Origin of the sequence: Streptomyces sp. URMC 126 (genome assembly GCF_051386555.1) — a bacterium.
GTDB lineage: Bacteria > Actinomycetota > Actinomycetes > Streptomycetales > Streptomycetaceae > Streptomyces.
The window spans coordinates 1-23,811 of the sequence record NZ_JBPQTX010000028.1 but is presented as its reverse complement, the minus strand read 5'-3'; the positions used below and the strand labels follow the sequence as shown (position 1 = coordinate 23,811).

The following is a 23,811-nucleotide window of genomic DNA, read 5'->3' as shown; positions in this document are numbered from 1 at the left end:
TCAAAACAGGGTGCCGCAAACGGAACGAGACTTCCCCAGTGGAGAATCCGTGGATGATCCGTACACTCGACGGGCCACGCGGTGAAGACCGGGAGAAGATCCGGAAATACCTTCCACCCGTTTCCGGCCCGGGAGCCCTTCCTTACCGGGCCCGCGAAAACCGCGTCCCGGTGGCCGGGAAAACGCGACAGAAAAGCGCGGGTAGACAAGCGAATTCCGCCATCAGCCGCGGCTACGGCGGATCCGGCAGTCCGCCTCTAGGCCGAACGACGGACGCGGGGCTACGGAAGCTACGGCAGAACGGCCGCGGGGGTCGTCGGCCAGCTCATACGGATGACGCCGCCGTTCTCGTCGGCGGACACCTCGACGTCGTCGACCAAGCCGCTGATGACGGCGAGACCCATGTCGTCCTCGCCCTCCGCGTCGTCGTGCTCGGCGGTCGTCGTCACCGTGGTGCCGCCGACCACGACCTCGGTGACGACCGGATGCGGCGCGTCGTCGCCCACCTCGATGGAGAACTTCTTCTCGTCCTCCGTGAGCCGGACGCGGACCGGGGAGGTGATGCCGCCGTTCCTGTGCAGCCCGACGGCGCGCGAGCACGCCTCGCCCACGGCGAGCCGCACCTCGTCCAGCACGGCCTCGTCGACACCCGCCCGACGCGCCACCGCCGCCGCCACCAGGCGGGCGGTGCGGACGTGCTCGGGAAGGGCACTGAAGAGCAGTTCGACGGTGGCCATCCCATCCCCCTCAGTCGTACACGTGCCCTCCCCCTCGCCTCCGGGGCAGGGCGACATCACGGAGGGACCGAGCGGCCTGCCCGGCGCCCCCGCGTACCAGTCTCCGGCGACCGTCAGTCGGTCGCCTGCACCGCGTCGTCGACCGAGGTGTGGATCGGGAACACCTTGGTCAGACCGGTGATACGGAAAATCTTGAGAATGCGCTCTTGGTTGCAGACCAGGCGCAGCGAGCCCTCGTGCGCCCGCACCCGCTTCAGGCCGCCGACCAGCACGCCGAGACCGGTCGAGTCGAGGAAGTCGACCCGCTCCATGTCCACGACGAGGTGGTAGCTGCCGTCGTTGACAAGCTCGACCAGCTGCTCACGCAGCTTGGGCGCGGTGTACACATCAATCTCGCCACCCACCTCGACAACCGTACGGTCGCCAACGGTCCGGGTCGACAGGGACAGGTCCACGGATCCTCCAGCACCTTGCATCGAGCGGTCGCCCCCCATGGATCGGCAGCCGCGATGGCATTCAATCACTTACCGGCAGGCGCGCACGACGCCTTGACGCCATTGTCCGTCACGCCAGTGACACACTCGATGTCGATGGCCCACGATCAACTCCCGCCGGAGGCGGGCGTACATCCCGCTCCCCGGGCGGTCCTCGACCGACTCGCCACCGGGGCAGGCCGGGCTGCACGCATCACTCATACGGAGCACTTGCCCCCTCGTCCCGGACGTCATGCCCCCTGGCCCGAGAAGATCCGGCCGGAAGTGACCGACGCCATCCGGGCCGCCGGTATCGCGCGGCCGTGGGCACACCAGGCGCTCATGGCCGAGCACGCGCTGCGCGGCGAATCGGCCGTGGTGGCCACCGGCACCGCCTCGGGCAAGTCCCTCGCGTACCTCGCGCCTGTGCTGAGCACCCTGCTGGACGGCTCCGAGGCCCCCAACGGCCGCGGTACCACCGCGCTGTACCTGGCCCCCACCAAGGCGCTCGCCGCCGACCAGCGACGGGCCGTGCAGGAGCTCGCCGCGCCCCTCGGCAAGGCCGTCCGCCCCGCCGTCTACGACGGGGACACGCCGTTCGAGGAACGCGAATGGGTGCGGCAGTACGCCAACTACGCGCTCACCAATCCCGACATGCTCCACCGTTCGATCCTGCCCTCGCACCCGCGATGGGCCTCCTTCCTGCGCGCCCTGCGCTACGTCGTCATCGACGAGTGCCACACCTACCGCGGCGTCTTCGGCTCCCACGTCGCCCAGGTACTGCGCCGGCTGCGCCGGCTCTGCGCCCGGTACGGCTCCGACCCCGTCTTCCTGCTCGCCTCCGCCACCGCCTCGGAGCCCGCCGCCGCGGCGACCCGCCTCACCGGGGTGCCCGTGGTGGAGATCACCGACGACGCCTCCCCGCGCGGCGAACTGGTCTTCGCCCTCTGGGAGCCGCCCCTCACCGAACTCCACGGCGAGCGGGGCGCGCCCGTCCGCCGCACCGCCACCGCCGAGACCGCCGACCTGCTCACCGACCTCGCCGTGCAGGGCGTACGCACCGTCGCCTTCGTCCGCTCCCGGCGTGGCGCCGAGCTGATCGCCCTCATAGCCCAGGAACGCCTGGCGGCCGTGGACCGCTCCCTCCCTTCCCGTGTCGCCGCCTACCGCGGCGGCTACCTGCCCGAGGAGCGCCGCGCCATCGAGCGCGCCCTCCACACCGGCGAACTGCTCGGCCTGGCCGCCACCACCGCCTTGGAGCTGGGCGTGGACGTGGCCGGGCTCGACGCCGTCGTGCTCTCCGGCTACCCCGGCACCCGCGCCTCGCTGTGGCAGCAGGCCGGCCGCGCGGGCCGCCGGGGCCAGGGCGCCCTCGCCGTCCTCGTCGCCCGCGACGACCCGCTGGACACCTACCTCGTGCACCACCCGGACGCCCTGTTCCGGCAGCCCGTGGAAGCCACCGTCCTCGACCCGGACAACCCCTACGTCCTGACGCCGCACCTGTGCGCGGCGGCCGAGGAACTGCCGCTCACCGAGGCCGACCTGTCACTCTTCGGCCCGGAGACGCGGAGCCTGCTCGCCCGGCTGGAACTCCGCAAGCTGCTGCGCCGCCGCGGCGCCGCCTGGCACTGGACCCGCCGCGAACGCGCCGCCGACCTCACCGGGATCCGCGGCGAGGACGGGCAGCCCGTCCGGATCGTCGAGGAGGGCACCGGGCGGCTGCTCGGCACCGTGGACGCGTCCGCCGCCCACACCACCGTCCACGAGGGCGCCGTCCACCTCCACCAGGGCCGCAGCTACCTCGTCCGGCACCTCGACCTGGACGACTCCGTCGCCTTGGTCGAAGAGGCCGACCCGCCCTACTCCACGACCGCGCGCGACACCACCACCATCTCCATCCTGGAGACCGCCAGGGAGATCCCCTGGGGGGACGCACGTCTCTGCTTCGGCTCGGTCGAGGTCACCAACCAGGTCGTCTCCTTCCTCCGTCGCCGGCTCATCACCAACGAGATCCTCGGCGAGTCCAAACTGGACCTGCCGCCGCGCACCCTGCGCACCCGCGCCGTGTGGTGGACCGTCACCGAGGACCAGCTCGACGACGCCCGCATCCCCCAGGAGGCCCTCGGCGGGGCCCTGCACGCCGCGGAGCACGCGTCCATCGGCATGCTGCCGCTCTTCGCCACCTGCGACCGCTGGGACATCGGGGGCGTCTCCGTCCCCCTCCACCCCGACACGCTCCTCCCCACCGTCTTCGTCTACGACGGCCACCCGGGCGGCGCCGGCTTCGCGGAGCGCGCTTTCCACACGGCCGCCCGCTGGCTCACCGCCACCCGCGAGGCCATCGCCTCCTGCGAATGCGACACCGGCTGTCCCTCCTGCATCCAGTCCCCCAAGTGCGGCAACGGCAACGACCCCCTCGACAAACGAGCCGCGATCCGCCTCCTCACCCGTCTGCTGACCGACGCCCCGAAGCCGACGGACGACTCGATGACAGGCGAACCGATGACGGAAGCCCCCACAGCGAGTCAAGCGCCGAACAGTTCAGCAGCGAACCGCCGCCCCACCACGACGACACCTGACGCCCCTACCTCCGACATTCCGCCCGAGACGGACGACAAGCCGTGACAGACCGTTCGCGGCGAGCCCGCCCGGACGGCGTCCTGTTCGTCCACCGGGGGCGCGGGGCACCGGACGACTGCCCCGCCCGGCACATGAACCAGGCTGTGCGCCCCGGAACCCAGGGAGTTGTGGGCGGTCCGCCTTCTGCCGATCCCAGCGGTATCCCGGCGATAGGTTCGGAAGCCGCCGGGACGGAGCCCGCCCGCGTCCGGCCGCCGACAGCCCCGCAACCATCCGCCCCGAAAACGGACTCACCGACCCCGCGCCACCGGCCCGAAACGACGTGCCGATGGCGATCACCAAGCCCCGCCCTCACGGCCTCCTCTCCCCCGCTCCCGCGTGCGAGGCCGCTCCCGCGTCCGCTCGGCCCCCTGGTCCCGCTCGGGCTCCGGTACCGGCTTCGCCTTCCGCCGACGTGGCGGGACCCGCCCGAGAGCGCACCCTGACGGTGTAGGGACCCACTCCCGCCTCGGCCGCCACCTCGGCTGTCTCGCCCGACACGACGCAGCCCACCACGGCCGCCCGCTGCGCCTCGGCGACGCGTCGTGCGAAGCCACAGGCCGTCTCCTGGCCTCGCAAGGCGTGGTCGGCGGCGGCCAAGGCCGCCAGGTCCGCCGCGCCGCCGGCGCGGTGCCGGGCCAGTACCGCCTGGCTCATGGCCAGCAGAGCCAGGAACACCGCGCACAGCGCCGCGACGGCTACCGCAGTCCAGACCGTGGCGGAGCCCCCGTCTCCGCCGGTTTCCCGGCCGGTCCACGGCCGGTCAGCGCACTGTCTCCTCCGCAAGGGCCACCGCCTCTCCGCCGAGCCGGACGGCGAGCGGTCCCGGGCCGGCCGCCCGGGCCTCCACCCGCACTCTCACCAGATCCCCTTCCCTGGTCAGCTCGATCCGGGCGCCGGTGGGCGCCGCCGACCGAGCGGCGGCGACCACCGAGGGCCCCGGGTCGGACCGGGCCGCCGCGCGGGCCCCGGCCCGCGCGGCGTCCACGCATTGGAGCTGCGCCGCGGCTGCCGTCAGGCCCCAGATGAGGGCCGTCCCGACCAGCACCAGCGCCGGCAGCACCATCGCGGCCTCGGCGGTGACCTGACCGTCGTCAGAACGCCGCATGAAGCCCCTTCTCGATCAGGGCCTGCAGCGCCGCGCTCACGGCACCGCTGGTGACCACCTTGTAGAGCACCGCCGCCAGCGCACAGGCCGCGAGCGTGCCCACCGCGTACTCGGCCGTCGTCATACCGGATTCGCCCTCCGACCTCGTCCGGCACCGGATCAGCGTCCACCACCGCATGTCCATCTCCACCCCTTCGTTCGTGTTTTCCTCTCCGGGCCCTTCGCCCGGACGATTTCGTGTGCCGGCTTCATCACCGGCTCGTTCGCCCACCCACCGGTGCCGCCCACTCGTTCGCCGCGCGGTGCGGTCACCGGCCGGTCAACAACCCGCTCGCCAGCCCGATCACCATCGGTACGACCCCGACCGCGAGGAAGGCCGGGAGGAAGCACAGACCCAGAGGCGCCGTGGCCAACACCCCTGCCCGTCTCGCCCTGGCCGCCGCCGTACGCCCCTGCTCGGCCCGCAGCCGGCCGGCGAGCCGCGCCATGGTGTCCACTGCCGGCACCCCGGTCGCCTGCGCCCGTTCCAGGCAGAGGGCCAGCGTCCGGGCGCCCGGCAACTCACCGAGCCGCCCCCAGGCGGCCACCGGATCCCCGCCCATGCGCACTTCGGCGGCGCAGCGGGCCAGCCGGTCACCGACCGGTCCACCGAGAGAGCCGCCGACCGCTTCGGCCGCTTCCCCCGGCCCCGCACCGGCCGCAAGGCACGCCGCCAGCAGGTCGGCCGCCAGCGGTAGGTGCCGCAGCACCTCGTCCGCCGGGAGGTCCGTGCGCGCCGCGGCGGCCCGTGCCGCCTTCCCCCGCCACCACCACATGCCGCCGGCGGCGGCCGGGCCGAGGACCCAGCCTCCCGGGCCGTCGACCAGCATGAGCCCCAAGACCCCCGCCACGACCGTCGGCAGCGCCCTTCCGGTGACCGTCGGGCTCCTTGACCACTGCCGGAACCGGTCGAGTCCTCGCGTGCCGTGGCGCTCTGAGCCCGCTTGCAGGACCCCGGCCGTACGCCGTCGGGCAGCACTCCGCCGGTGGGCCTTCCGTAACGCCGCCACCGCGCCGGCCGCGGCGATCACCAGGACGACGGCCAGCGCTGTGGCCGGGCCGAGTGACCGGATCCCCTCTCCGCTCGCGTCGGTCACGGACCTTCCCCTCCTCCGGCCGCCGCCCGCACGATGCGTCGTGTCCAGGCCAGGCCCGCGCCTTCCAGGGCCCCGCCGAGTGCGAGGCAGCCGAGGCCGGCCGGCGTGTGCAACAGCACCCGCAAGGGATCGGCGCCCAGGGCAGCTCCCATGGCCAGAGCGACGGCGGGCAGCAGGGCGAGCATCACGGCGGTGGACCTGGTCCCGGCCAGTTGCGCCGCCAGCTCCTCCCGCTGGTCGCGCTCGACGGACAGGGCTTGCCCGACCCGTTCGAGCCCAGACGCGAGCCCCGCGCCACCATCGACCGCGGCCTGCCAGCAGGCGGCCACTCCCGCCAGTCCTTCCGCGCCTTCCTGCCGGCCCGCCTCCCGCAGCGCGGCGGGGACGTCACCGCCGAAGCGCGCGGCCGCCGACACAGCGGCCCAAGCCGGCCCCAGGGCCTCGCCATCGAAGGCCCGCACCGCCTCACCGGGCTGCCGCCCGGCCCGCAGCTCGCCCGCGACGGACCCGCACAACTCGATCACGGCCTCGGTCCGCCGCTCGCGGGCGCGTCGGCGGGCCCGGGCGCGCAGCCGGCGTCTCACCAGCGGCACCGCCGCCACCGCCGCGAGCGGGGGAAGGGGGGAGTCGCCCCACAGGCCGACCAGACATCCCACGGGGAGGCACAGCAACTCCCTCCTGTGTCGCGCCGCTTCCACCAGTCGGCCGATTCCCGCGCGGATCCGTGCCGGCAGGGCGCAGTCCCAGGGCCCCGGATGGCCGGTACCGGCGAGAACGACCCTGACGCGCCGGACTTCCTGTCCGCGCCGCGCCAGAGCTCGCGCCATCAGGGCGGCACCGAGGAGCAGGGCGGCTACGAACGCCGGCTGCGTCACCGCGCCCGGCGCCGTCATGACAAGGCTCCGTTCGTATCGGGCCGGGCACCGGGGTGTCCGGGGACAGACCCACCGCGCCCGCACAACGCCATCAACCGCGCCCATCCCGCGCCGCGTTCGAAGCCACCAGGCCCCCATAGGGCGGCCGGTACGGTCGTCACGAATCCGGCCGGATCCCGGTCCAGAACGTGCACCTCGGCGACTCTGCGGCGACCGTCGCGGCCTCGCGTCAGATGGATGACCACCGACAGCGCCGCCGCCAACTGGCTGTGCAGGGCCACCCGGTCCAGCCCGGCCGTGGACCCGAGAGCCTCCAGGCGGGCCGGCACGTCAGCGGCGGCATTGGCGTGAACGGTGCCGCATCCGCCTTCGTGGCCCGTGTTCAGCGCCGCCAGCAGGTCGGTGACTTCCGGGCCCCGCACTTCGCCGACGACGAGGCGGTCAGGCCGCATGCGGAGCGCCTGCCGGACCAGATCGCGCAAGGTCACCCGCCCGGTGCCTTCCTGGTTGGCGGGGCGGCTCTCCAGCCGTACCACGTGCGGGTGGTCCGGGCGGAGTTCGGCGGAGTCCTCGGCGAGGACGATCCGCTCGTCCGGGGCGACGAGGCCCAGCAGGCTGGAGAGCAGGGTGGTCTTTCCCGAACCCGTGCCGCCACTGATCAGGAAGGAGAGGCGGGCGTCCAGCACCGCCCGGAGGAGCCACTGGCCGCTGGGCGGGAGCGTGCCGGCCGCGGCCAGTTCGTCCAGCGTGAAGGCCCGGGGGCGGACGACGCGCAGGGAGAGGCAGGTCGATCCGACGGCCACCGGGGGCAGGACGGCGTGCAGGCGCGTACCGTCGGGCAGTCGCGCGTCCACCCAGGGGCGGGCGTCGTCGAGCCGTCGGCCGGCGACGGCCGCGAGGCGCTGTGCGAGCCGTCGGACGGCCGTGGCGTCGGGGAAGGAGACGTCGGCCAACCGCAGCCCGGCGCCGCGGTCCACCCAGACGCGGTCGGGGGCGGTGACGAGGACGTCGGTGACGTCCGGCTCGGCGAGGAGCGGCTCCAACGGTCCGGCGCCGACGAGTTCGGAGCGCAGCCGGGAGACGATGTTCAGCACTTCCGTGTCGCCCAGGAGGCGGCCCTCCTCGCGCAGGGCTTCTGCGACCCGTGCGGGCGTGGGGTCGGCCCCCGCGCCTGCCAGTCGCAGCCGTACGGCGTCCAGCAGGGCGGTGTTCACGCCGACGCCTCCGATCCTTCGGGCAGGGCGCGGGCCCAGAACTCCGCGCAGAAGGCGGCCAACGGCCCCTGCTCGACTCCGCCCGGAGGGCGGCCGGCGATCAGCGCTTGGGCGAGCCCGGGCTCCTGGGGCACCTCGCCCGCGAGGGGAAGGCCCAAGAGCTGTGCGATCTCCTCGCCGTCGAGCCCCGGCCCGCACGGACCTCGCACGACCAGCCGGAGATCGCCCATCATCAGGTGGATGGCCGACGCGACGCGGTGGGCGGCGCCGACGGCGCGCAGCTCGGAGGGGACCACCAGCAGGCCCAGGTCCAGTTGCCGGAGGACCTCCACCGCGGAGCCGTCGGTGCCACGCGGGAGGTCCACGACCACCACACCTCCGCGCCTGCGAGCGGCCGCGAGGACGGCGCGCACGGCCTCGGGCGGTACCTCACGGTCTCCGCGGTCCCAGCTCAGCAGGCGCAGGCCGTGCGGTTCGGGCAGTACCTCCTCCAGGGCCCGGCCCGCCATCCGGCCCCGGGACCCCGCGAAGGCGGGCCATCTCAGCCCGTCGACCCGTTCGGCCCCCAGCAGGACGTCGAGGCCGCCGCCGAAGGGATCCGCGTCGACCAGCATCGTCCGTCTGCCGGTCCGGGCCGCCCCGATGGCCAGGGCGCACGCGAGCGTGCTGGCTCCGGCGCCGCCCCTGCCGCCGATCACGCCGACGGTGAGCGCCGGCCGGCCCGCGGCCTCCACCGAGTCGGCGATCCGGTCGACGAGCCAGCCCTCCTCGTCGGGAAGCAGTACGACGTTCCGGGCGCCGACGAGGACGGCCCGCCGCCAGAGGTCCGGATCGGCGGGCTCCCGGCCGACGAGCACCACGTCCTCCCGGTGCGGGAGGCCCGACAGCCGGTCGGCGCAGTCGCCGCCGACGAGCACCAGGGGCGCCCGGTCCCAGGCGCCGCGACGGGCGGGCGTCCCGTGACTCACCTCCGGCAGCGCCCCCGCGGCCGCGCACAAACGCAGCAGATCGTCGAGCAAGTCCTCGTCCTCGGTGGCAATCAAAGGCCCGCCCGGCACGGCGGTGGCCCGCCGCCAATCGGATGTCTTGGGTCCGGTCACGGCCCCTCCCCCTTCTCCAGCACGCCCCATGGCGCGCTCTCGCATCCGCGGTCATCGCGGAACTCGTGGGGAATCACCGTGCGGTAGCGCGGAAAATGGTGTGGATCTTGGTGAAAAGCTGTGGATAACTCACCGGTTGTGGATATCCCGCTCACCTATACCGGTGACTTCTCCACGCAGCATGGCGATTACGCACAGTTACGAGCAGCCTGGAGGGGGAACAGGCGCCGCGCGGCGCCCACAGGGGATGAGGGAGGCCCGGGATGACACACGAAACGCGTCCGGACATGCGACGACCCCCGCCGGGGGGGAGAGCGGGGGTCGTCCCCACGGCCGACTCGGGGGGGGAGGAGTCGGACCGGGTTAGACACGGTCGCGAACGATCCGTGACTTCCATGGTGTACCCGAGAGGCTTCTCAGGCAAACCCACACGCCTCAGCTTACGCCGAATGGAGGGCCCCTATGCTCGGCGACGTGGAAAACCACTCCTCTCGCCGAACGGCCGCCTTCTTTGATCTGGACAAGACGGTCATTGCCAAGTCGAGCACGCTCACCTTCGGCAAGTCCTTCTACCAAGGCGGTTTGATCAACCGACGCGCCGCGCTGCGCACGGCATACATCCAGTTCGTCTTCCTCTTGGGCGGGGCCGACCACGAGCAGATGGAACGGATGAGGAAGTACCTGTCCGAGCTCTGCCGCGGCTGGAATGTCCACCAAGTCCGCGAGATCGTCGCCGAGACCCTCCACCGGCTCATCGACCCGATCATTTACGACGAAGCCGCCTCACTCATCGAGGAACACCATGCCGCCGGGCGGGACGTGGTGATCGTCAGCACCTCGGGAGCCGAGGTCGTCGAGCCCATCGGCCGGCTGCTCGGCGCGGACCGCGTCGTCGCCACCCGGATGGTCGTCGAGGACGGCGTCTTCACCGGCGAAGTGGAGTACTACGCGTACGGCCCCACGAAAGCCGAAGCCGTACGGGAGCTCGCCGCGTCGGAGGGGTACGACCTCGCGGGCTGCTACGCGTACAGCGACTCGGCGACCGACCTGCCCATGCTGGAAGCCGTCGGCCACCCGCACGCCGTCAACCCCGACCGTGCCCTGCGTCGCGAGGCCGCGGCACGGGGATGGCCGGTGCTCACTTTCGACCGGCCCGTCCGGCTCAAGCAGCGGGTAGCCGCTCTGCGCATGCCGTCCCGCCCCGCCCTGATCGCGGCGGCCGCGCTCGGCGCCGCCGTGACGGCCGCCGGTCTGTGCTGGCTGGCCGGCCGCCGTCGCCCGCCTGTGCCGAGCATCCGTAATGCCCGTCTTTGAAGGTAAAAGTAAAGAAGTGCGCCCCCGCCTTCCGCTTGAGCGGCGGGCGGAGTAAAAAGGAGTCAACGGCCCGCGAGACCAGGGACATCCGGGAGGATGCCCATCACGCAACACGGCCCACGGACCGAAAGCATGAACGCCGGGCACCCACGCGACGCCGACCCGTCGAATACGGGCCTGTCGCACCAGGCGGAGCAAAGTACCCCCGCCTGATGGACGCATTTCGTGCACGCACTGGTAACCGGGCGGACATGCCAGCGGCGGTACCAAAGCAGGACCGGTACCGCCGCATTCCTGTTCGCAGCCGGCCGGCCCGGACGGGCCGAGCCCCCGAGGGGCGAGCGGCGTCCGCGGCTCAGGCGGCGCCGCGCTGCAGGGCCTCGCACACGGCCGTCGTCTCCCGCACTCCCAGCTCGGCCGCCCGGCCGCAGTGGGCGATCCAGCCCGCCACCCCGTCGGGCGTACCGGAGACATAGCCCGCCAGAGCGCTCACATAAGCCTCGCGCCCCAGCTCCGCGTGGCCGACCTCCGCCGGGCAGATCGACTTGGGATCGAGCCCGCTGCCGATCAGCACGATGCGTTCCGCCGCCCGCGCCACCAGGCCGTTGCACGAACCGAACGGCCGCAGGGCCAGCAGCTCACCGTGCACCACGGCCGCCGTCACCAGGGCGGGCGCCTCCGTTCCCGCGATCAGCAGGCCGGCCAACCCCTCCAGGCGGCCCGACACCTCGTCCGCGTCGGGCAGCGGCAGGTCGAGGAGCGGCTCGTCGACGGACTCCCCCCGCAGCCGCGGCCGCCCCACCGCGTCGTCGGGCTGCGCGCCACCCGCGGCCACCAGGTGCAGCCGGGCCAGGACGCGCAGCGGGGACTGCCGCCACACGCTCAGGAGCTGTCCCGCCTCGGCGGTCAGGCGCAGGGCGGCCCCCACCGTGCGCGGCTCCCCCTCGCCCCCGAAGTCGGTGCGGCGGCGCACCTCCTCGAGCGCCCAGTCGGCGCCGGAGAGCGCGGCCGACCCGCGAGCACCCCGGAGGGCGGCCTCGGACGTCACCTCGTTGCTGCGTCGGCGCATCACCCGGTGGCCGTACGCGCGGTCCACCGCCTTGCGCACGGACTCCACGGATTCGGCGACACCCGGGAGGGAGCCCAGAGAGGCCAGGGGATCGGCAGTCGTACTCATGGGTCCGACACTACGCACTTCCGCCTTACACCCCCCGAAGGAGTGGTCTTCTTCACTCACCGCTCTCACTCCACGCACCCCCGCACCTACTCTTGGTGAGCATGAAGATCGCATTCGTAGGCAAGGGCGGCAGCGGCAAGACCACGCTGTCCTCGTTGTTCATCCGCCGGCTCGCCGCCCACCGGGTCCCGGTCATCGCCGTGGACGCCGACATCAACCAGCACTTGGGGGCGGCGCTCGGGCTGGACGAGGCGGAGGCGGCCGCCCTGCCCGCGATGGGTGCGCACCTTCCGCTGATCAAGGACTATCTGCGCGGCACCAACCCGCGCATCGGCTCCGCCGACACCATGATCAAGACCACGCCTCCCGGTGAGGGTTCCCGGCTGCTCCGCGTCGACGAGGACAACCCGGTCTACGCGGCCTGCGCGCGGCCGGTCGCGCTCGACGACGGGGCGTCCGTACGGCTCATGGCGACCGGCCCGTTCACCGAGTCGGACCTGGGTGTCGCCTGCTACCACTCCAAGGTGGGAGCCGTGGAGCTGTGTCTCAACCACCTGGTCGACGGGCCGGGCGAGTACGTCGTGGTGGACATGACGGCGGGCAGCGACTCGTTCGCCTCGGGGATGTTCACCCGCTTCGACGTGACGTTCCTGGTGGCGGAGCCCACCCGCAAGGGGGTGTCGGTCTACCGCCAGTACAAGGAGTACGCCCGGGACTTCGGGGTCTGCCTGAAGGTGGTGGGTAACAAGGTGCAGGGCCAGGACGACCTGGACTTCCTCCGCGAGGAGGTCGGGGACGACCTGCTGACCACCTTCGGCCACTCCGACTGGGTACGGGCCATGGAAAAGGGCCGACCGCCCCTCTTCGAGCTGCTCGAAGGGGCCAACCACCAGGCGCTGGGCACTCTTCACGAGGCGGCTGACGCGGCGTACGAGCGGCGGGACTGGCAGCGCTACACCCGTCAGATGGTGCACTTCCACCTCAGGAACGCCGAGAGCTGGGGCAACGCGAAGACGGGTGCCGACCTGGCGGCCCAGGTCGACCCCGCCTTCGTCCTCGGGGAGCGGATGACGGCTACTCCGCAGCCGGCCTGACCAGGACCGGCCTGATCCGCTTCGGCTTGTCGTCCTCCTCGTCGTCGTCACCCTGGGAGCTCTCGTACGGCTCGTGCGTCGAGGGCTCCTGGGAGGACGGCGCGTGCCACGAGGGCAGGTGCGGGGCGGGCTGACGCGGTGCGGTCGACCGCGCGTCGCCGAGGTGGGCCCAGCCGCCCCTCGGCGCCTCGCCGACCTCCAACCGACGGAGTTTCGCCAGCACATCGGGATCCTGCGCGTCCAGCCAGTCGGCCAGTTGCTTGAAGGAGACGCAGCGCACGCCTTCCTTGGTGCAGACGCGGGCGATGACGCTCTCGACGGCCTTCATATAGATGCCGCCGTTCCAGGATTCGAAGTGGTCGCCGATGAACAAGGGAGCCCGGTTGCCGTGGTACGCCCGGTCGAAACCGGCCAGCAACCCGTCGCGCATCTGGCGCCCCCAGGCCTCGCGCCGTGAGGGGTCGCCCTTGGTGGTACCCGACTGGTTCGCCAGGAAGTTGTAGTCCATCGACAGGGTTTCGAAGCCCCGGCCGGGTACGGGCACATCCTGGAGCGGGAAGTCCCACAATCCGCCGATCTTCGACGGCCAGACCTGCCGGCCGCCGGCCGAGCTGGCGTCGTAGCGGAAGCCCAACGACCGCGCCGCGGTGACGAGATTGCGCTGCCCCTCCAGGCAGGGGGCACGTCCGCCGACCAGTTCCTTGCCGTAGTCGAAGGGCAGCGGGGGCTCGTTCTTCAGTCCGGCGTTGGTCTTCCAGTTACGGACGAACGACACGGCCTGCCGGATCTCGCTCTTCCACTCCGCCGGCGACCACGTGCCCACGCCCCGGTCCCGGCCGCAGAAGTGGCCGTTGAAGTGGGTACCGATCTCGCTGCCGTCCAGCCAGGCGCCCCGGAGCTGCTCCACGGTGTCACGCACGCCCCGCACGTCGTTGAAGCCGATGTCCGAGGCGCCGGCGGCGTGTTGGGGCGGTTCATAGAGGGTGCGCTTGCTCTCGGGGAGCATGTAGACGCCGCTGAGGAAGTACGTCATCGTCGCGTTGTACTTCTTGCCCACCTTGCGGAAGTGCGAGAAGAGGCGCTGACCGTCCTCACCCGCGCCGTCCCAGGAGAAGACGACGAACTGCGGCGGCTTCTCACCGGGCGCCATCCGCCGGGGTTTCGGCTGCCGGGGCTGAGGCCCGGTGTCGGCGGTGGAGCCGTCGCCGAGGAGGCGGACCGGCCGCTCGACGGTGTTGGGACCCGGGGCCGCCTGAGGGCCGGCCGCCTCCGGGGGGCCGGTGCCCGAGCAGGCCGCGGTTCCCGTCGCCAGCGACAGCGCGGCGAGCGCGCCCAGTGTGTATCTCCATGCAGCCGCCATCAGGCACCTCACCTTTCGACCCGCTCGGCCGGTCCCTCGGGGGCGTTCGAACGCCCTGAGTCGCCGTCAACCTCGCACGCGCGAAGGGAATTAAAAAGTATGACAAGCAAATAAAAGTGCATATTCACCTGATGGGAGGAAGCTCCCGCTTGACTCCTGTCTGCCCCTTCCCTGGCTCTTTACTCAGCATTACGATTCATTTACCGAGAGTTGCCATTGCGTTGCTCTCGGCCGAGCGCTCCCGCCGGCCGCCGATGACAAGACGGGACCGACATGCACGTTCAGCCGAGCGATCCGCCCCGGGCCGACCAGCGGCCCGACGACGGCCACGCCGATCGGCCACGCCGCGCGGCATGGCAGCGGGATCTGGTGCGCTCCCTGGCCATGGCCCTGGCCGCCGCCCCGCTCTGCCTCGGGCTCGCCTTGGCGGCGGGCGCGCCGCCGGGGGCGGGGCTGGTCGCGGCGGCGGTCGCAGGTCTGGTCGTGGGCGGTCTGGGACGGGCGCCCTTCCGGGCCGGGGGCCCGGCCGTCGCGCTGGTGGCGGTCACGGCGGAGCTGACCCAGCGCTACGGCTGGCGGGCCACCTGTGCGATCACCGTGCTGGCCGGGCTGGTCCAGCTCGCCCTGGGCGCCGCGCGGCCGGCCCGGGTGGCATCGGTGGCCGCGTCCGGGATCGCGCACGGAGCGCTGGCCGGGCTGGGGCTGGTGGTGGCGGCGGGGCAGTTGCGGCGCGTCCTGGGCGCGGAGGGCACCGAGGCGGACGGCTTGGGGAACCTGACGGCGTTTCCCGCGGAGTTGACGCGCCCGGGACTCACGGAGGCCTTGGTCGGCGGCCTCACCATCGGTGTCCTGCTCATCTGGCGGAGACTGCCGGGCCGGGCCGGCCGCTGGGCGGGAGCCGTTCCGGCCCCGCTCGCGGCGGTGGCCGTGGTCACCGCCGCGAGCGCGGGGCTGCGGCTGCCGCGAGTCGACCTGACCGGGTGGGAGACGCACGCCCTGCCCGCGCTGCCGTCCGGTCCCGTTCTCGCGGTGGCCTCGGCGGTGCTCGGCGTGGCGCTCGTGGCGGGCATGGAGACGCTGGTTCCGGCGGGCGACGGCCGGCCGCCGGAGCGGCCGAGCCGGGAGCTGATCTGCCATGGAGCGGCCACCACGGTTTCCGGCCTGCTGGGAGGGCTGCCGGTGGTCGGCGGCGCGCTCCGGGCCGGCGCCCCGGGGGACGGGAAGCGGCGGGCGGGCTCCCGGACCTCCCTGGTGTTGTACGGGCTCTGGGTGCCGCTCGGCGCTCTGCTCTTCGCGACCGCTTTGGAACGGATCCCGCTGGTCGCGCTCTCGGCGCTGGTCATGGCGGCCGGGGTACGGCTGGCCCGGCACGCCCATGTCCACCGGCCCCGCGGCCGCGCGGCCGGGCCCGCCTACCTGGTCACGCTCGCGGCGGTCGCGCTGTTCGGCGTGGTGCCGGGGCTGGCGGCCGGGGCCGCGGTACCGGCCGTCATGGCGGTGTGGCGAAGGTCCCGGGCGGGCGGCACGGCGGAGGAGGGGCTCCCGGACGGACGGCCGGGGCTCGCGGATCGGTCGGAGCGCGAAGAGCGGCTCGACGAGCGGCTCGACAAGCGGTTCCCAGAGCGGCCGGAGTGTGACGAGCGACCGGAGGCACAGCCCCGGCTGGCACCCGGACGAGCCGCCGGACGGCCGTCCGAGCCCGCGCCCGAGCCCGGTGTCGCGTCCACCGTCGGCCGGCCGTGGACGTCCTGGCGTCATCACCACTTCACCCGGCCGGTTTCCCTCCCTGTCGGCGGCCCCGGCGGGCGGCAGTTGATCGGTGGGGTCAGCGCGTTCCAGCGGGACACCGCGCCGCTGGTCCGCGACGAGTTGGCACGGCTCGCCCGGGAAGGTCAGAGCCCCAGCCAGCTCTTTCTGACCTGCGCCGACTCACGCCTGGTGACCAGCATGATCACGTCCAGCGGGCCCGGGGACCTGTTCACCGTCCGGAACGTCGGCAACCTCATGCCCCCGCCGGACGGCGACTCCTCGTGCGACTCGGTGGCCGCGGCGGTGGAGTACGCCGTCGAGGTACTGAAGGTCGGGAGCATCACCGTCTGCGGACACTCCGGCTGCGGGGCGATGCAGGCGCTGCTGGAGGCCGAGCCGCCCCTCGCGTCGTCCCGCCCGGGGCCGGCGCGCGGCCCCAAGGCGGTCGCGGGTCCGGAGACCCCGCTCGTCCGCTGGTTGCGGCACGGCCGGCCCAGCCTGGCGCGGATGCAGCGCATCGGACGGCTCGGGCGCGGGGAAGTGGCGCTCGCCGACCGGCCGGTGGCGGACGACGTCGAGCGGCTCGCCCTCGTCAACGTCATGCAGCAGCTCGACCACCTGCGGGCGCATTCCTGTGTCGCCCGGCGGGAGGCGGAGGGCACCCTCCACCTCCAGGGCATGTACTTCCACGTGGGCGAGGCCCAGGCGTACGTCCTGGACCAGCGGTCCCGTACCTTCGCGGCCGTCCGGCCGGAAGTGCTCGGGCCGGAGGTGCTCGATGCCGTCTGACCTCGCACGACCGCCGGCCACCCTCCCGATACAGGTCTAAACCATTCAATCGCCGACACCCCTTGTCAGGGCGTGCCCGGGGCTGGTGAGCTATGCCCGGGACGCAACGAGCCCCCTGGGAAAGGGAGATGTCGTGAGCAACGAAAGCCTGGCCAACCTTCTGAAGGAGGAGCGCCGCTTCGCACCGCCTGCCGGCCTGGCCGCACAGGCCAACGTCACCGCGGAGGCCTACGAGCGGGCGCGGGCCGACCGGCTGGGCTTCTGGGCCGCGCAGGCACGCCGCCTGTCCTGGCACACCGAGCCGACCGAGACCCTGGACTGGTCGAACCCCCCGTTCGCCAAGTGGTTCGCCGACGGCAAGCTCAACGTGGCGTACAACTGCGTGGACCGCCACGTGGAGAACGGCCTCGGCGACCGGGTGGCCCTGCACTTCGAGGGCGAGCCGGGCGACACCCGCTCGATCACCTACGCCGAGCTCCAGCGCGAGGTCTCCAAGGCCGCCAACGCCCTGACCGAGCTGGGCGTCCGGGCCGGTGACCGCGTCGCCATCTACCTGCCGATGATCCCCGAGGCCGTCGTCTCGATGCTCGCCTGCGCCCGCATCGGAGCCCCGCACTCGCTCGTCTTCGGCGGCTTCTCGGCCGACGCCCTCGCCACCCGCATCGAGGACGCGGACGCGCGCGTCGTCATCACCGCCGACGGCGGTTACCGCCGCGGCAAGCCGTCCCCGCTCAAGCCGGCCGTCGACGAGGCCCTGACCCGTCCGGGCACGGAGAACGTCCGCAGCGTCCTCGTCGTCCGCCGCACCGGCCAGGAGGACGTCGCCTGGACCGAGGGCCGCGACGTGTGGTGGCACGACCTCGTCGAGCGCCAGTCGGACGAGCACACGCCCGAGGCGTTCGACGCCGAGCACCCGTTGTTCATCCTGTACACCTCGGGCACCACCGGTAAGCCGAAGGGCATCCTGCACACCACCGGCGGCTACCTCACCCAGGTCTCGTACACCCACCACGCGGTCTTCGACCTCAAGCCGGAGTCGGACGTCTTCTGGTGCACCGCGGACGTCGGCTGGGTGACCGGCCACTCGTACATCGTCTACGGCCCGCTCAGCAATGGCGCCACGGAGGTGCTGTACGAGGGCACGCCGGACACCCCGCACCGGGGCCGCTGGTGGGAGATCGTCCAGAAGTACGGCGTCACCATCCTCTACACCGCGCCGACCGCGATCCGCGCCGCCATGAAGTGGGGCGACGACATCCCGGCCAAGTACGACCTCAGCAGCCTGCGCGTGCTCGGCTCGGTGGGCGAGCCCATCAACCCCGAGGCGTGGGTCTGGTACCGGGAGCACATCGGCGCCGGCACCACCCCCGTCGTCGACACCTGGTGGCAGACGGAGACCGGCGGCATCATGATCAGCCCGCTGCCGGGCGTCACCGAGACCAAGCCCGGCTCGGCCCAGGTGCCGCTCCCCGGCATCGCGGCGACCGTGGTGGACGACGACGCCAACGAGGTGCCGAACGGCTCCGGCGGCTACCTCGTCCTCACCGAGCCGTGGCCCTCCATGCTCCGCACGATCTGGGGCGACGACCAGCGCTTCCTGGACACGTACTGGTCCCGCTTCGAGGGCCGTTACTTCGCGGGCGACGGCGCCAAGAAGGACGAGGACGGCGACATCTGGCTGCTCGGCCGGGTGGACGACGTCATGCTGGTGTCCGGGCACAACATCTCCACCACCGAGGTGGAGTCGGCGCTCGTCTCGCACCCCAAGGTCGCCGAGGCCGCGGTCGTCGGCGCGACGGACCCCCAGACGACCCAGGCGATCTGCGCCTTCGTCATCCTGCGCGGCGAGGCCGACCTCGGCGAGGAAGAGAGCGCCGCGCTGGTCGAGGAGCTGCGGGCGCACGTGGGCAAGCAGTTGGGCCCCATCGCCAAGCCCAAGCGGATCCTGCCGGTGGCCGAGCTGCCCAAGACCCGCTCCGGCAAGATCATGCGCCGTCTGCTCCGCGACGTCGCGGAGAACCGGACCCTCGGTGACGTGACCACGCTGACCGATTCCTCGGTCATGGAGCTCATCCAGGCCAAGCTCCCGGCGGCGCCCAGCGAGGACTGACCTCCGCGGACCCACGGTGAAGGGCGCCCGGTGCACGCCGGGCGCCCTTCACCTGTTCGGGCTAAAGTAAAGACACATCGCGTAGAAATCTCGACAAGAATCACAGGCGCGCCGGGAAGTCTGGTCGGCACCGGCACACGTGGCCCCACGTGTGTCCGTCGATCGACCCCAGGAGGTCTCCATCGTGGCCGCGCCCAAGAAGAACCGCTCCGTGCTCCTCGGCCGACTGCCGCTGCCCGAGCGGAACCACCTCGCGGACGCGCTGCGCGCCGAGACCGTCGGCGGCGTCCTGCTGCTCGCCGCCGCCGTCGCCGCCCTGATCTGGGCGAACACCCCGCTCAAGGACGGTTACGAGTCCATAAGCACCTTCCACCTCGGGCCCGGCTCGCTCGGACTGAACCTGTCCGTCCAGCACTGGGCCGCGGACGGGCTGCTGGCCGTGTTCTTCTTCGTGGCCGGCATCGAGCTCAAACGCGAACTGGTGGCCGGGGAGCTCCGCGACCCCAAGGCGGCCATCCTCCCGGTGGTCGCCGCGCTCTGCGGCATGGCCGTCCCGGCCGTCGTCTACACCACGGTCGCCGCCACCGGCGGCGGATCCCTCCAGGGCTGGGCCGTCCCCACCGCCACGGACATCGCCTTCGCGCTCGCCGTCCTCGCCGTCATCGGTACGTCCCTGCCGTCCGCGCTGCGCGCCTTCCTGCTCACCCTCGCGGTCGTCGACGACCTCTTCGCGATCCTGATCATCGCCGTCTTCTTCACCTCGCGGCTGAACTTCGTCGCCCTCGGCTTCGCCGTGCTCGGCCTCGCGGTCTTCCGGCTGCTGCTCTGGAAGGGCGTGCGCGGCTGGTACGTCTACGTCCCGCTGGCCGTCGTCAACTGGGCGCTGATGTACAACAGCGGGGTCCACGCGACGATCGCCGGTGTCGCCATGGGGCTGATGCTCCGCTGTCACCGGCATGAGGACGAGCGGGTCTCCCCGGGGGAGCACATCGAGCACCTCGTACGTCCGTTGTCGGCCGGACTCGCCGTACCGCTCTTCGCCCTGTTCTCCGCGGGTGTCTCGCTGTCCGGTGGTGCGCTCTCCGACATCTTCCGCAGGCCGGAGACGCTGGGTGTCGTACTCGGTCTCGTGCTCGGCAAGGCGATCGGGGTCTTCGGCGGCACCTGGCTGGCGGCCCGGTTCACACGGGCCGAGCTCAACCCGGACCTGAGGTGGCCGGACGTCCTCGCGGTCGCCTCGCTCGCCGGCATCGGCTTCACCGTCTCCCTGCTCATCGGTGAGCTGGCCTTCGGCGACGATCCGGTCCTGGGCGGCGAGATCAAGGCGGCGGTCCTGGTGGGCTCGCTGATCGCCGCGGTCCTCGCGAGCATCCTGCTGAAGCTGCGCGACAACAAGTACAAGAAGCTGTGCGCGGAGGAGGACCGCGACGAGGACCAGGACGGCATCCCGGACATCTACGAACAGGACGACCCCGCGTACCACCTGCGCATGGCCGCGATCCTCGAAGCGAAGGCCGCGGAACACCGCCGCCTGGCGGAAGTCGCCTCCGGGCGCACCACCGGCGACGATGGTCCGGCATGATCTGAGTGTCCTCACAACCGCCGAAGACGGGCGGAACACCCATGGCGGACCGCTACGGGCCACCGAGGACGCGCAGACGAGGGAGCGACGACGATGAGGGAGCAGCGATGAGCGCAGCCGACGACGGTGCCGACCGCAGCCTCGGCCAGCTGGTGGCGACGGCCACCGCGGAGCTGTCCGCGCTGGTGCACGACGAGATCGCGCTGGCCAAGGCGGAACTGCGGGAGGACGCCAAGCGGGTCGGCGTGGGCGGTGGCGCGATCGCCGCGGCGGGGACCCTGGCGCTCTTCTCGCTGCCGGTGCTGAGCTTCGCCGCGGCCTACGGCATCCACAACCTGGGGCTGGGCCTCGCCTGGTCGTTCCTGATCACGGGCGGCGCCTTCCTGGTGCTGGCGGGTCTGCTGGGGCTGCTGGCGGTCACCAAGCTGAAGAAGATCAGCAAGCCGGAGCGGACCATGGCGTCGGCCCGGCAGACGGCGGCCGTCCTGAGCACGGTCAAGCCGCACCCCCGTCCTGTGACGGACACGCGCTCCGCGGACGCATCTGTGACACGCTCGTCCGTATGACGGTGCCCGATACCTCCGCAGCGCCCGCGTCTCCCGAACCGGCCAAGGCTCCGGCCCCGGCCGCACCGGCGGTCTCCGCCGCGTCGCCCACGGCGGTGGTGCGGCCGGACGGCCCCTGGACGCACCGGGACGTCGCGGCGAACGGGGCGCGGTTCCATATCGCCGAGATGGGCGAGGGGCCGCTGGTGCTGCTGTTGCACGGTTTTCCGCAGTTCTGGTGGACGTGGCGGGACCAGCTGACCGCCCTGGCGGAGGCCGGGTTCCGGGCGGTCGCGATGGACCTGCGCGGCGTGGGCGGCAGCGACCGGACACCCCGGGGCTACGATCCGGCCAACCTCGCCCTGGACATCACCGGGGTGGTCCGCTCGCTCGGCGAACCGGACGCCGCCCTGGTCGGCCACGACCTCGGCGGGTATCTGGCGTGGACGGCGGCCGTGATGCGGCCGAAGCTGGTGCGGAGGCTGGTGGTGTCGTCGATGCCGCACCCCAGGCGGTGGCGGTCGGCGATGCTCACCGACCCGCAGCAGACCGCCGCCGGATCGTACGTCTGGGGCTTCCAGCGCCCCTGGATCCCGGAGCGCCGGCTGGTCGCCGACGACGCGACGCTGGTCGGCCGGCTGATCCGGGACTGGTCCGGGCCGCGGCAGCCGGAGGACGAGGCGGTCGACGTCTACCGGCGCGCGATGACGATCCCGTCGACGGCCCACTGCTCCGTCGAGCCGTACCGGTGGATGGTGCGGTCGCTGGCGCGGCCGGACGGCATCCAGTTCAACCGGCGGATGAAGCGGCCGGTGCGCGTCCCGACGCTGCACGTCCACGGATCGCTCGATCCGGTGATGCGGACCCGCAGCGCCGCGGGTTCGGGCGAGTACGTGGAGGCCCCGTACCGCTGGCGCCTCTTCGAGGGCCTGGGGCACTTCCCGCACGAGGAGGACCCGGCGGCGTTCTCGGCGGAGCTGATCGGCTGGCTGAAGGACCCCGAGCCCGACCGGTAGCGGGGACGGCAGGGGAAGGGGCGGGACGAGTGCCGGGCGCGGGCGGACGGGCAGGAAGCCGCCGGAGCGACAGGATCGAACGGTTGGCCGACGAACGGTCATTGCCCCGTGCATAGGCCAATTGCCCACCGCGTCGGCGATTACCGACCTTCGACCCCGGGCACAGGACCCGGTATGGGCTGGACGCACGACCATCGCGACCTGACTCAGCAGCGCGGCGCCGATGACGACGCCGCGGTGACTGTGGTGACCGAAGCACCCGAGCGGGCGGAGGGAGCGTACGACGGCTTCCTCAGGCCGGGGGACGGTTCCGACCCCCAGCTCGGCATTCCGCGCATCATCCGGCGCCGCGCCCGCTGGGTGTCGGCGCGGCTACGCCATCCCCGCGGGCGCTGACCGCCGGGCGGTGGCCCGGCCCGCCCGGTGGCCCACCGCCCTTGCCGCACACCTTTTCCTTCACCCTTTTCTCACGGCTCTCCGCGCCGCGGGACCGCCGCCTCGCTCCCGCGTGGGCGGTCGCTCGGAGGCGCTCCGTCAGAGCGCGCACCCTTGGGTGTCCGCCCGCTCCACGGCCGTGCGGCCTTCGACGGCGTCCTCGTGGACCTCGTCCGCCGTCAGGGCGTAGCCGGTCTCCGCGTCGTCGAGCGACTTGGCGAAGACGACACCGTAGACCCGCCCGTCCGGCGTGAGCAGCGGCCCCCCGGAGTTGCCCTGTCGGACGGTCGCGTACAGCGAGTAGACGTCACGCCGGACGTAACCGCGGTGGTAGATGTCCGGACCGTTGGCGTCCACCCGGCTGCGGATACGGGCGGAGCGGACGTCGTAGGCGCCGTTCTCCGGGAAGCCCGCGACGATGGCGCTCGTCCCGCTCTCCGCCTCCGCGTGGGCGAAACGCAACTCGGGGGCGCGGAGCCCGGGGACCCGGAGGACGGCGATGTCGCGCTTCCAGTCGTAGAGGACCACCTTGGCGTCGAGGAGCCGGCCGCGGCCGCCGACCTGCACGGTCGGGTCGGTCACCCCTCCGACGACGTGGGCGTTGGTCATCACCCGCTGCGGCGCGAAGACGAATCCGCTGCCTTCCAGCACCTTGCCGCAGCCCGCCGCGTTGCCGACCACCTTGACGATGCTCCGCTGTGCCTCGGCGGCGACGGCGCTGCCCGAGAGCGCGGGGTCGGGGGCCGGGACCGAGGTGATCGGCTCGGTCGAGAAGGGGGCGAAGACCTGCGGGAAACCGTTCTGGGCGAGGGCGGTGCTGAAGTCCGCGAACCAGGTGTTGGCCTGCGCCGGCACCACGCGGGCCACCCCGAGCAGCACCTTCGAGGTGCGGACCTGTTTGCCGAGCGTCGGCAGCGACGTGCCCGCCAGGGCGGAGCCGATCACCCAGGCGACCAGCAGCATGGCCGCCACATTGACCAGCGCGCCGCCCGTCGCGTCGAGGGCGCGGGCCGGGGACCAGGTGATGTGGCGGCGCAGTCGGTTCCCCAGGTGAGTGGTGGCGGCCTGGCCCACCGAAGCGCAGACGATCACGATGACCACCGCCGCGACGGCCGCCACGGTGCCCGGGGTGCGGTCGCCGGTCGCGCTGTCCCAGATCACCGGCAGCGCGTAGAGGGCGGCCAGCCCGCCGCCGAGGAACCCGATCACCGAGAGCACGCCGACGACGAACCCCTGGCGATAGCCGATGACCGCGAACCAGGCGGCGGCCAGCAGCAGCGCGATGTCCAGAACGTTCACCGAAGGGTGCCTCGCATTGCGGTTGTCGTCGGTGGCGAGCCGTGGGGCGGGCGGGGGCGCGGCGGGCGTCGGCCCGTGC

21 protein-coding genes are annotated in these 23,811 nt (G+C 72.7%); 9 read left to right on the top strand and 12 right to left on the bottom strand.

Annotation, left to right across the window (positions count from 1 at the left end; genetic code table 11):
* Window positions 1-290 precede the first annotated feature (290 nt).
* Together ACSNOK_RS05895 and bldG are read right to left on the bottom strand one after the other, a co-directional pair.
* Entirely contained in the window at window positions 291-737 is a 447-nt protein-coding gene (locus ACSNOK_RS05895; RefSeq protein ID WP_436779498.1) for an ATP-binding protein, read from the bottom strand.
* Window positions 738-850: 113 nt separating this feature from the next.
* A complete protein-coding gene (gene bldG, locus ACSNOK_RS05890) occupies window positions 851-1,192 on the bottom strand; it encodes an anti-sigma factor antagonist BldG (protein WP_004939779.1) in 342 nt (113 codons plus the stop codon).
* A 54-nt stretch (window positions 1,193-1,246) separates the two neighbouring features.
* Here bldG and ACSNOK_RS05885 point away from each other — a divergent pair, with 54 nt between their 5' ends.
* The gene (locus ACSNOK_RS05885; protein ID WP_436779497.1) at window positions 1,247-3,835 is read left to right on the top strand and encodes a DEAD/DEAH box helicase; all 2,589 of its coding nucleotides are present in this window, start codon (window positions 1,247-1,249) and stop codon (window positions 3,833-3,835) included.
* Window positions 3,836-4,141: 306 nt separating this feature from the next.
* Here the strand turns inward: ACSNOK_RS05885 and ACSNOK_RS05880 are convergent, their stop codons facing one another.
* From ACSNOK_RS05880 to ssd, 7 genes are all read right to left on the bottom strand, one after another.
* The gene (locus ACSNOK_RS05880; RefSeq protein WP_436779496.1) at window positions 4,142-4,615 is read right to left on the bottom strand and encodes an Rv3654c family TadE-like protein; all 474 of its coding nucleotides are present in this window, start codon (window positions 4,613-4,615) and stop codon (window positions 4,142-4,144) included.
* Window positions 4,593-4,937 (bottom strand): TadE family type IV pilus minor pilin, encoded by a 345-nt coding sequence (locus ACSNOK_RS05875; protein WP_436779495.1) that lies wholly within the window; start codon window positions 4,935-4,937, stop codon window positions 4,593-4,595. Before ACSNOK_RS05875 ends, ACSNOK_RS05880 begins: the two co-directional genes overlap by 23 nt.
* The gene (locus ACSNOK_RS05870) at window positions 4,924-5,121 is read right to left on the bottom strand and encodes a DUF4244 domain-containing protein (RefSeq protein WP_436779494.1); all 198 of its coding nucleotides are present in this window, start codon (window positions 5,119-5,121) and stop codon (window positions 4,924-4,926) included. The genes ACSNOK_RS05875 and ACSNOK_RS05870 overlap by 14 nt, the downstream gene beginning before the upstream one ends.
* A 124-nt stretch (window positions 5,122-5,245) precedes the next feature.
* Window positions 5,246-6,073: a type II secretion system F family protein gene (locus ACSNOK_RS05865; RefSeq protein WP_436779493.1), complete on the bottom strand. Its 828-nt coding sequence runs from the start codon at window positions 6,071-6,073 to the stop codon at window positions 5,246-5,248.
* Window positions 6,070-6,966: a type II secretion system F family protein gene (locus tag ACSNOK_RS05860; protein ID WP_436779492.1), complete on the bottom strand. Its 897-nt coding sequence runs from the start codon at window positions 6,964-6,966 to the stop codon at window positions 6,070-6,072. The genes ACSNOK_RS05865 and ACSNOK_RS05860 overlap by 4 nt, the downstream gene beginning before the upstream one ends.
* The gene (locus ACSNOK_RS05855; protein ID WP_436779491.1) at window positions 6,963-8,162 is read right to left on the bottom strand and encodes a TadA family conjugal transfer-associated ATPase; all 1,200 of its coding nucleotides are present in this window, start codon (window positions 8,160-8,162) and stop codon (window positions 6,963-6,965) included. The genes ACSNOK_RS05860 and ACSNOK_RS05855 overlap by 4 nt, the downstream gene beginning before the upstream one ends.
* A complete protein-coding gene (ssd, locus tag ACSNOK_RS05850; RefSeq protein ID WP_436779490.1) occupies window positions 8,159-9,292 on the bottom strand; it encodes a septum site-determining protein Ssd in 1,134 nt (377 codons plus the stop codon). Before ssd ends, ACSNOK_RS05855 begins: the two co-directional genes overlap by 4 nt.
* 432 nt (window positions 9,293-9,724) lie before the next feature.
* On the opposite strand from ssd, the gene ACSNOK_RS05845 reads away from it, so the two are divergent.
* Window positions 9,725-10,576, top strand: coding sequence for an HAD family hydrolase (locus ACSNOK_RS05845; RefSeq protein WP_436779489.1), 852 nt, complete (start codon window positions 9,725-9,727; stop codon window positions 10,574-10,576).
* 355 nt (window positions 10,577-10,931) lie between these two features.
* On the opposite strand, the gene ACSNOK_RS05840 is transcribed toward ACSNOK_RS05845, so the two are convergent.
* Complete coding sequence (locus ACSNOK_RS05840; protein WP_436779488.1) at window positions 10,932-11,753, bottom strand: oxidoreductase; 822 nt, start codon at window positions 11,751-11,753, stop codon at window positions 10,932-10,934.
* Window positions 11,754-11,854: 101 nt separating this feature from the next.
* Between ACSNOK_RS05840 and ACSNOK_RS05835 the strand changes: the two genes are divergently transcribed.
* Window positions 11,855-12,847 carry an ATP-binding protein gene (locus ACSNOK_RS05835; protein WP_436779487.1) on the top strand — a complete coding sequence of 331 codons (993 nt, stop codon included), beginning with the start codon at window positions 11,855-11,857 and terminating at the stop codon, window positions 12,845-12,847.
* Here ACSNOK_RS05835 and ACSNOK_RS05830 read toward each other — a convergent pair.
* Window positions 12,828-14,207: a hypothetical protein gene (locus tag ACSNOK_RS05830; RefSeq protein WP_436779486.1), complete on the bottom strand. Its 1,380-nt coding sequence runs from the start codon at window positions 14,205-14,207 to the stop codon at window positions 12,828-12,830. The two genes, ACSNOK_RS05835 and ACSNOK_RS05830, sit on opposite strands and share 20 nt — an antisense overlap.
* A 273-nt stretch (window positions 14,208-14,480) precedes the next feature.
* Between ACSNOK_RS05830 and ACSNOK_RS05825 the strand changes: the two genes are divergently transcribed.
* The 6 genes from ACSNOK_RS05825 (at window position 14,481) to ACSNOK_RS05800 (ending at window position 22,394) form a co-directional block, all read left to right on the top strand.
* Complete coding sequence (locus ACSNOK_RS05825; RefSeq protein ID WP_436779485.1) at window positions 14,481-16,745, top strand: SulP family inorganic anion transporter; 2,265 nt, start codon at window positions 14,481-14,483, stop codon at window positions 16,743-16,745.
* Between the two features lie 133 nt (window positions 16,746-16,878).
* Complete coding sequence (gene acs / locus ACSNOK_RS05820) at window positions 16,879-18,855, top strand: acetate--CoA ligase (protein ID WP_436779484.1); 1,977 nt, start codon at window positions 16,879-16,881, stop codon at window positions 18,853-18,855.
* A 184-nt stretch (window positions 18,856-19,039) separates the two neighbouring features.
* Window positions 19,040-20,437, top strand: a complete 1,398-nt coding sequence (gene nhaA, locus ACSNOK_RS05815) for a Na+/H+ antiporter NhaA (protein ID WP_436779483.1) — start codon at window positions 19,040-19,042, stop codon at window positions 20,435-20,437.
* A 107-nt stretch (window positions 20,438-20,544) separates the two neighbouring features.
* Window positions 20,545-21,003 (top strand): phage holin family protein, encoded by a 459-nt coding sequence (locus ACSNOK_RS05810; protein WP_436779482.1) that lies wholly within the window; start codon window positions 20,545-20,547, stop codon window positions 21,001-21,003.
* Complete coding sequence (locus tag ACSNOK_RS05805) at window positions 21,000-21,998, top strand: alpha/beta fold hydrolase (protein WP_436779481.1); 999 nt, start codon at window positions 21,000-21,002, stop codon at window positions 21,996-21,998. The genes ACSNOK_RS05810 and ACSNOK_RS05805 overlap by 4 nt, the downstream gene beginning before the upstream one ends.
* Window positions 21,999-22,172: 174 nt before the next feature.
* Window positions 22,173-22,394, top strand: a complete 222-nt coding sequence (locus tag ACSNOK_RS05800; protein WP_436779480.1) for a hypothetical protein — start codon at window positions 22,173-22,175, stop codon at window positions 22,392-22,394.
* 138 nt (window positions 22,395-22,532) lie between these two features.
* On the opposite strand, the gene ACSNOK_RS05795 is transcribed toward ACSNOK_RS05800, so the two are convergent.
* Entirely contained in the window at window positions 22,533-23,732 is a 1,200-nt protein-coding gene (locus ACSNOK_RS05795; protein ID WP_436779507.1) for a MarP family serine protease, read from the bottom strand.
* Between the last annotated feature and the right edge of the window lie 79 nt (window positions 23,733-23,811).

What these genes read in the sequence shown, in the direction of transcription:
- ACSNOK_RS05895 (WP_436779498.1), bottom strand. Translation starts at nt 737, where the DNA reads ATGGCCACCGTCGAACTGCTCTTCAGTGCCCTTCCCGAGCACGTCCGC.
- ACSNOK_RS05885 (WP_436779497.1), top strand. Translation starts at nt 1,247, where the DNA reads ATGGCATTCAATCACTTACCGGCAGGCGCGCACGACGCCTTGACGCCA.
- ACSNOK_RS05875 (WP_436779495.1), bottom strand. Translation starts at nt 4,937, where the DNA reads ATGCGGCGTTCTGACGACGGTCAGGTCACCGCCGAGGCCGCGATGGTG.
- ACSNOK_RS05870 (WP_436779494.1), bottom strand. Translation starts at nt 5,121, where the DNA reads ATGGACATGCGGTGGTGGACGCTGATCCGGTGCCGGACGAGGTCGGAG.
- ACSNOK_RS05860 (WP_436779492.1), bottom strand. Translation starts at nt 6,966, where the DNA reads ATGACGGCGCCGGGCGCGGTGACGCAGCCGGCGTTCGTAGCCGCCCTG.
- ssd (WP_436779490.1), bottom strand. Translation starts at nt 9,292, where the DNA reads ATGGGGCGTGCTGGAGAAGGGGGAGGGGCCGTGACCGGACCCAAGACA.
- ACSNOK_RS05845 (WP_436779489.1), top strand. Translation starts at nt 9,725, where the DNA reads ATGCTCGGCGACGTGGAAAACCACTCCTCTCGCCGAACGGCCGCCTTC.
- ACSNOK_RS05840 (WP_436779488.1), bottom strand. Translation starts at nt 11,753, where the DNA reads ATGAGTACGACTGCCGATCCCCTGGCCTCTCTGGGCTCCCTCCCGGGT.
- ACSNOK_RS05835 (WP_436779487.1), top strand. Translation starts at nt 11,855, where the DNA reads ATGAAGATCGCATTCGTAGGCAAGGGCGGCAGCGGCAAGACCACGCTG.
- ACSNOK_RS05830 (WP_436779486.1), bottom strand. Translation starts at nt 14,207, where the DNA reads ATGGCGGCTGCATGGAGATACACACTGGGCGCGCTCGCCGCGCTGTCG.
- ACSNOK_RS05825 (WP_436779485.1), top strand. Translation starts at nt 14,481, where the DNA reads ATGCACGTTCAGCCGAGCGATCCGCCCCGGGCCGACCAGCGGCCCGAC.
- ACSNOK_RS05810 (WP_436779482.1), top strand. Translation starts at nt 20,545, where the DNA reads ATGAGCGCAGCCGACGACGGTGCCGACCGCAGCCTCGGCCAGCTGGTG.
- ACSNOK_RS05805 (WP_436779481.1), top strand. Translation starts at nt 21,000, where the DNA reads ATGACGGTGCCCGATACCTCCGCAGCGCCCGCGTCTCCCGAACCGGCC.
- ACSNOK_RS05800 (WP_436779480.1), top strand. Translation starts at nt 22,173, where the DNA reads ATGGGCTGGACGCACGACCATCGCGACCTGACTCAGCAGCGCGGCGCC.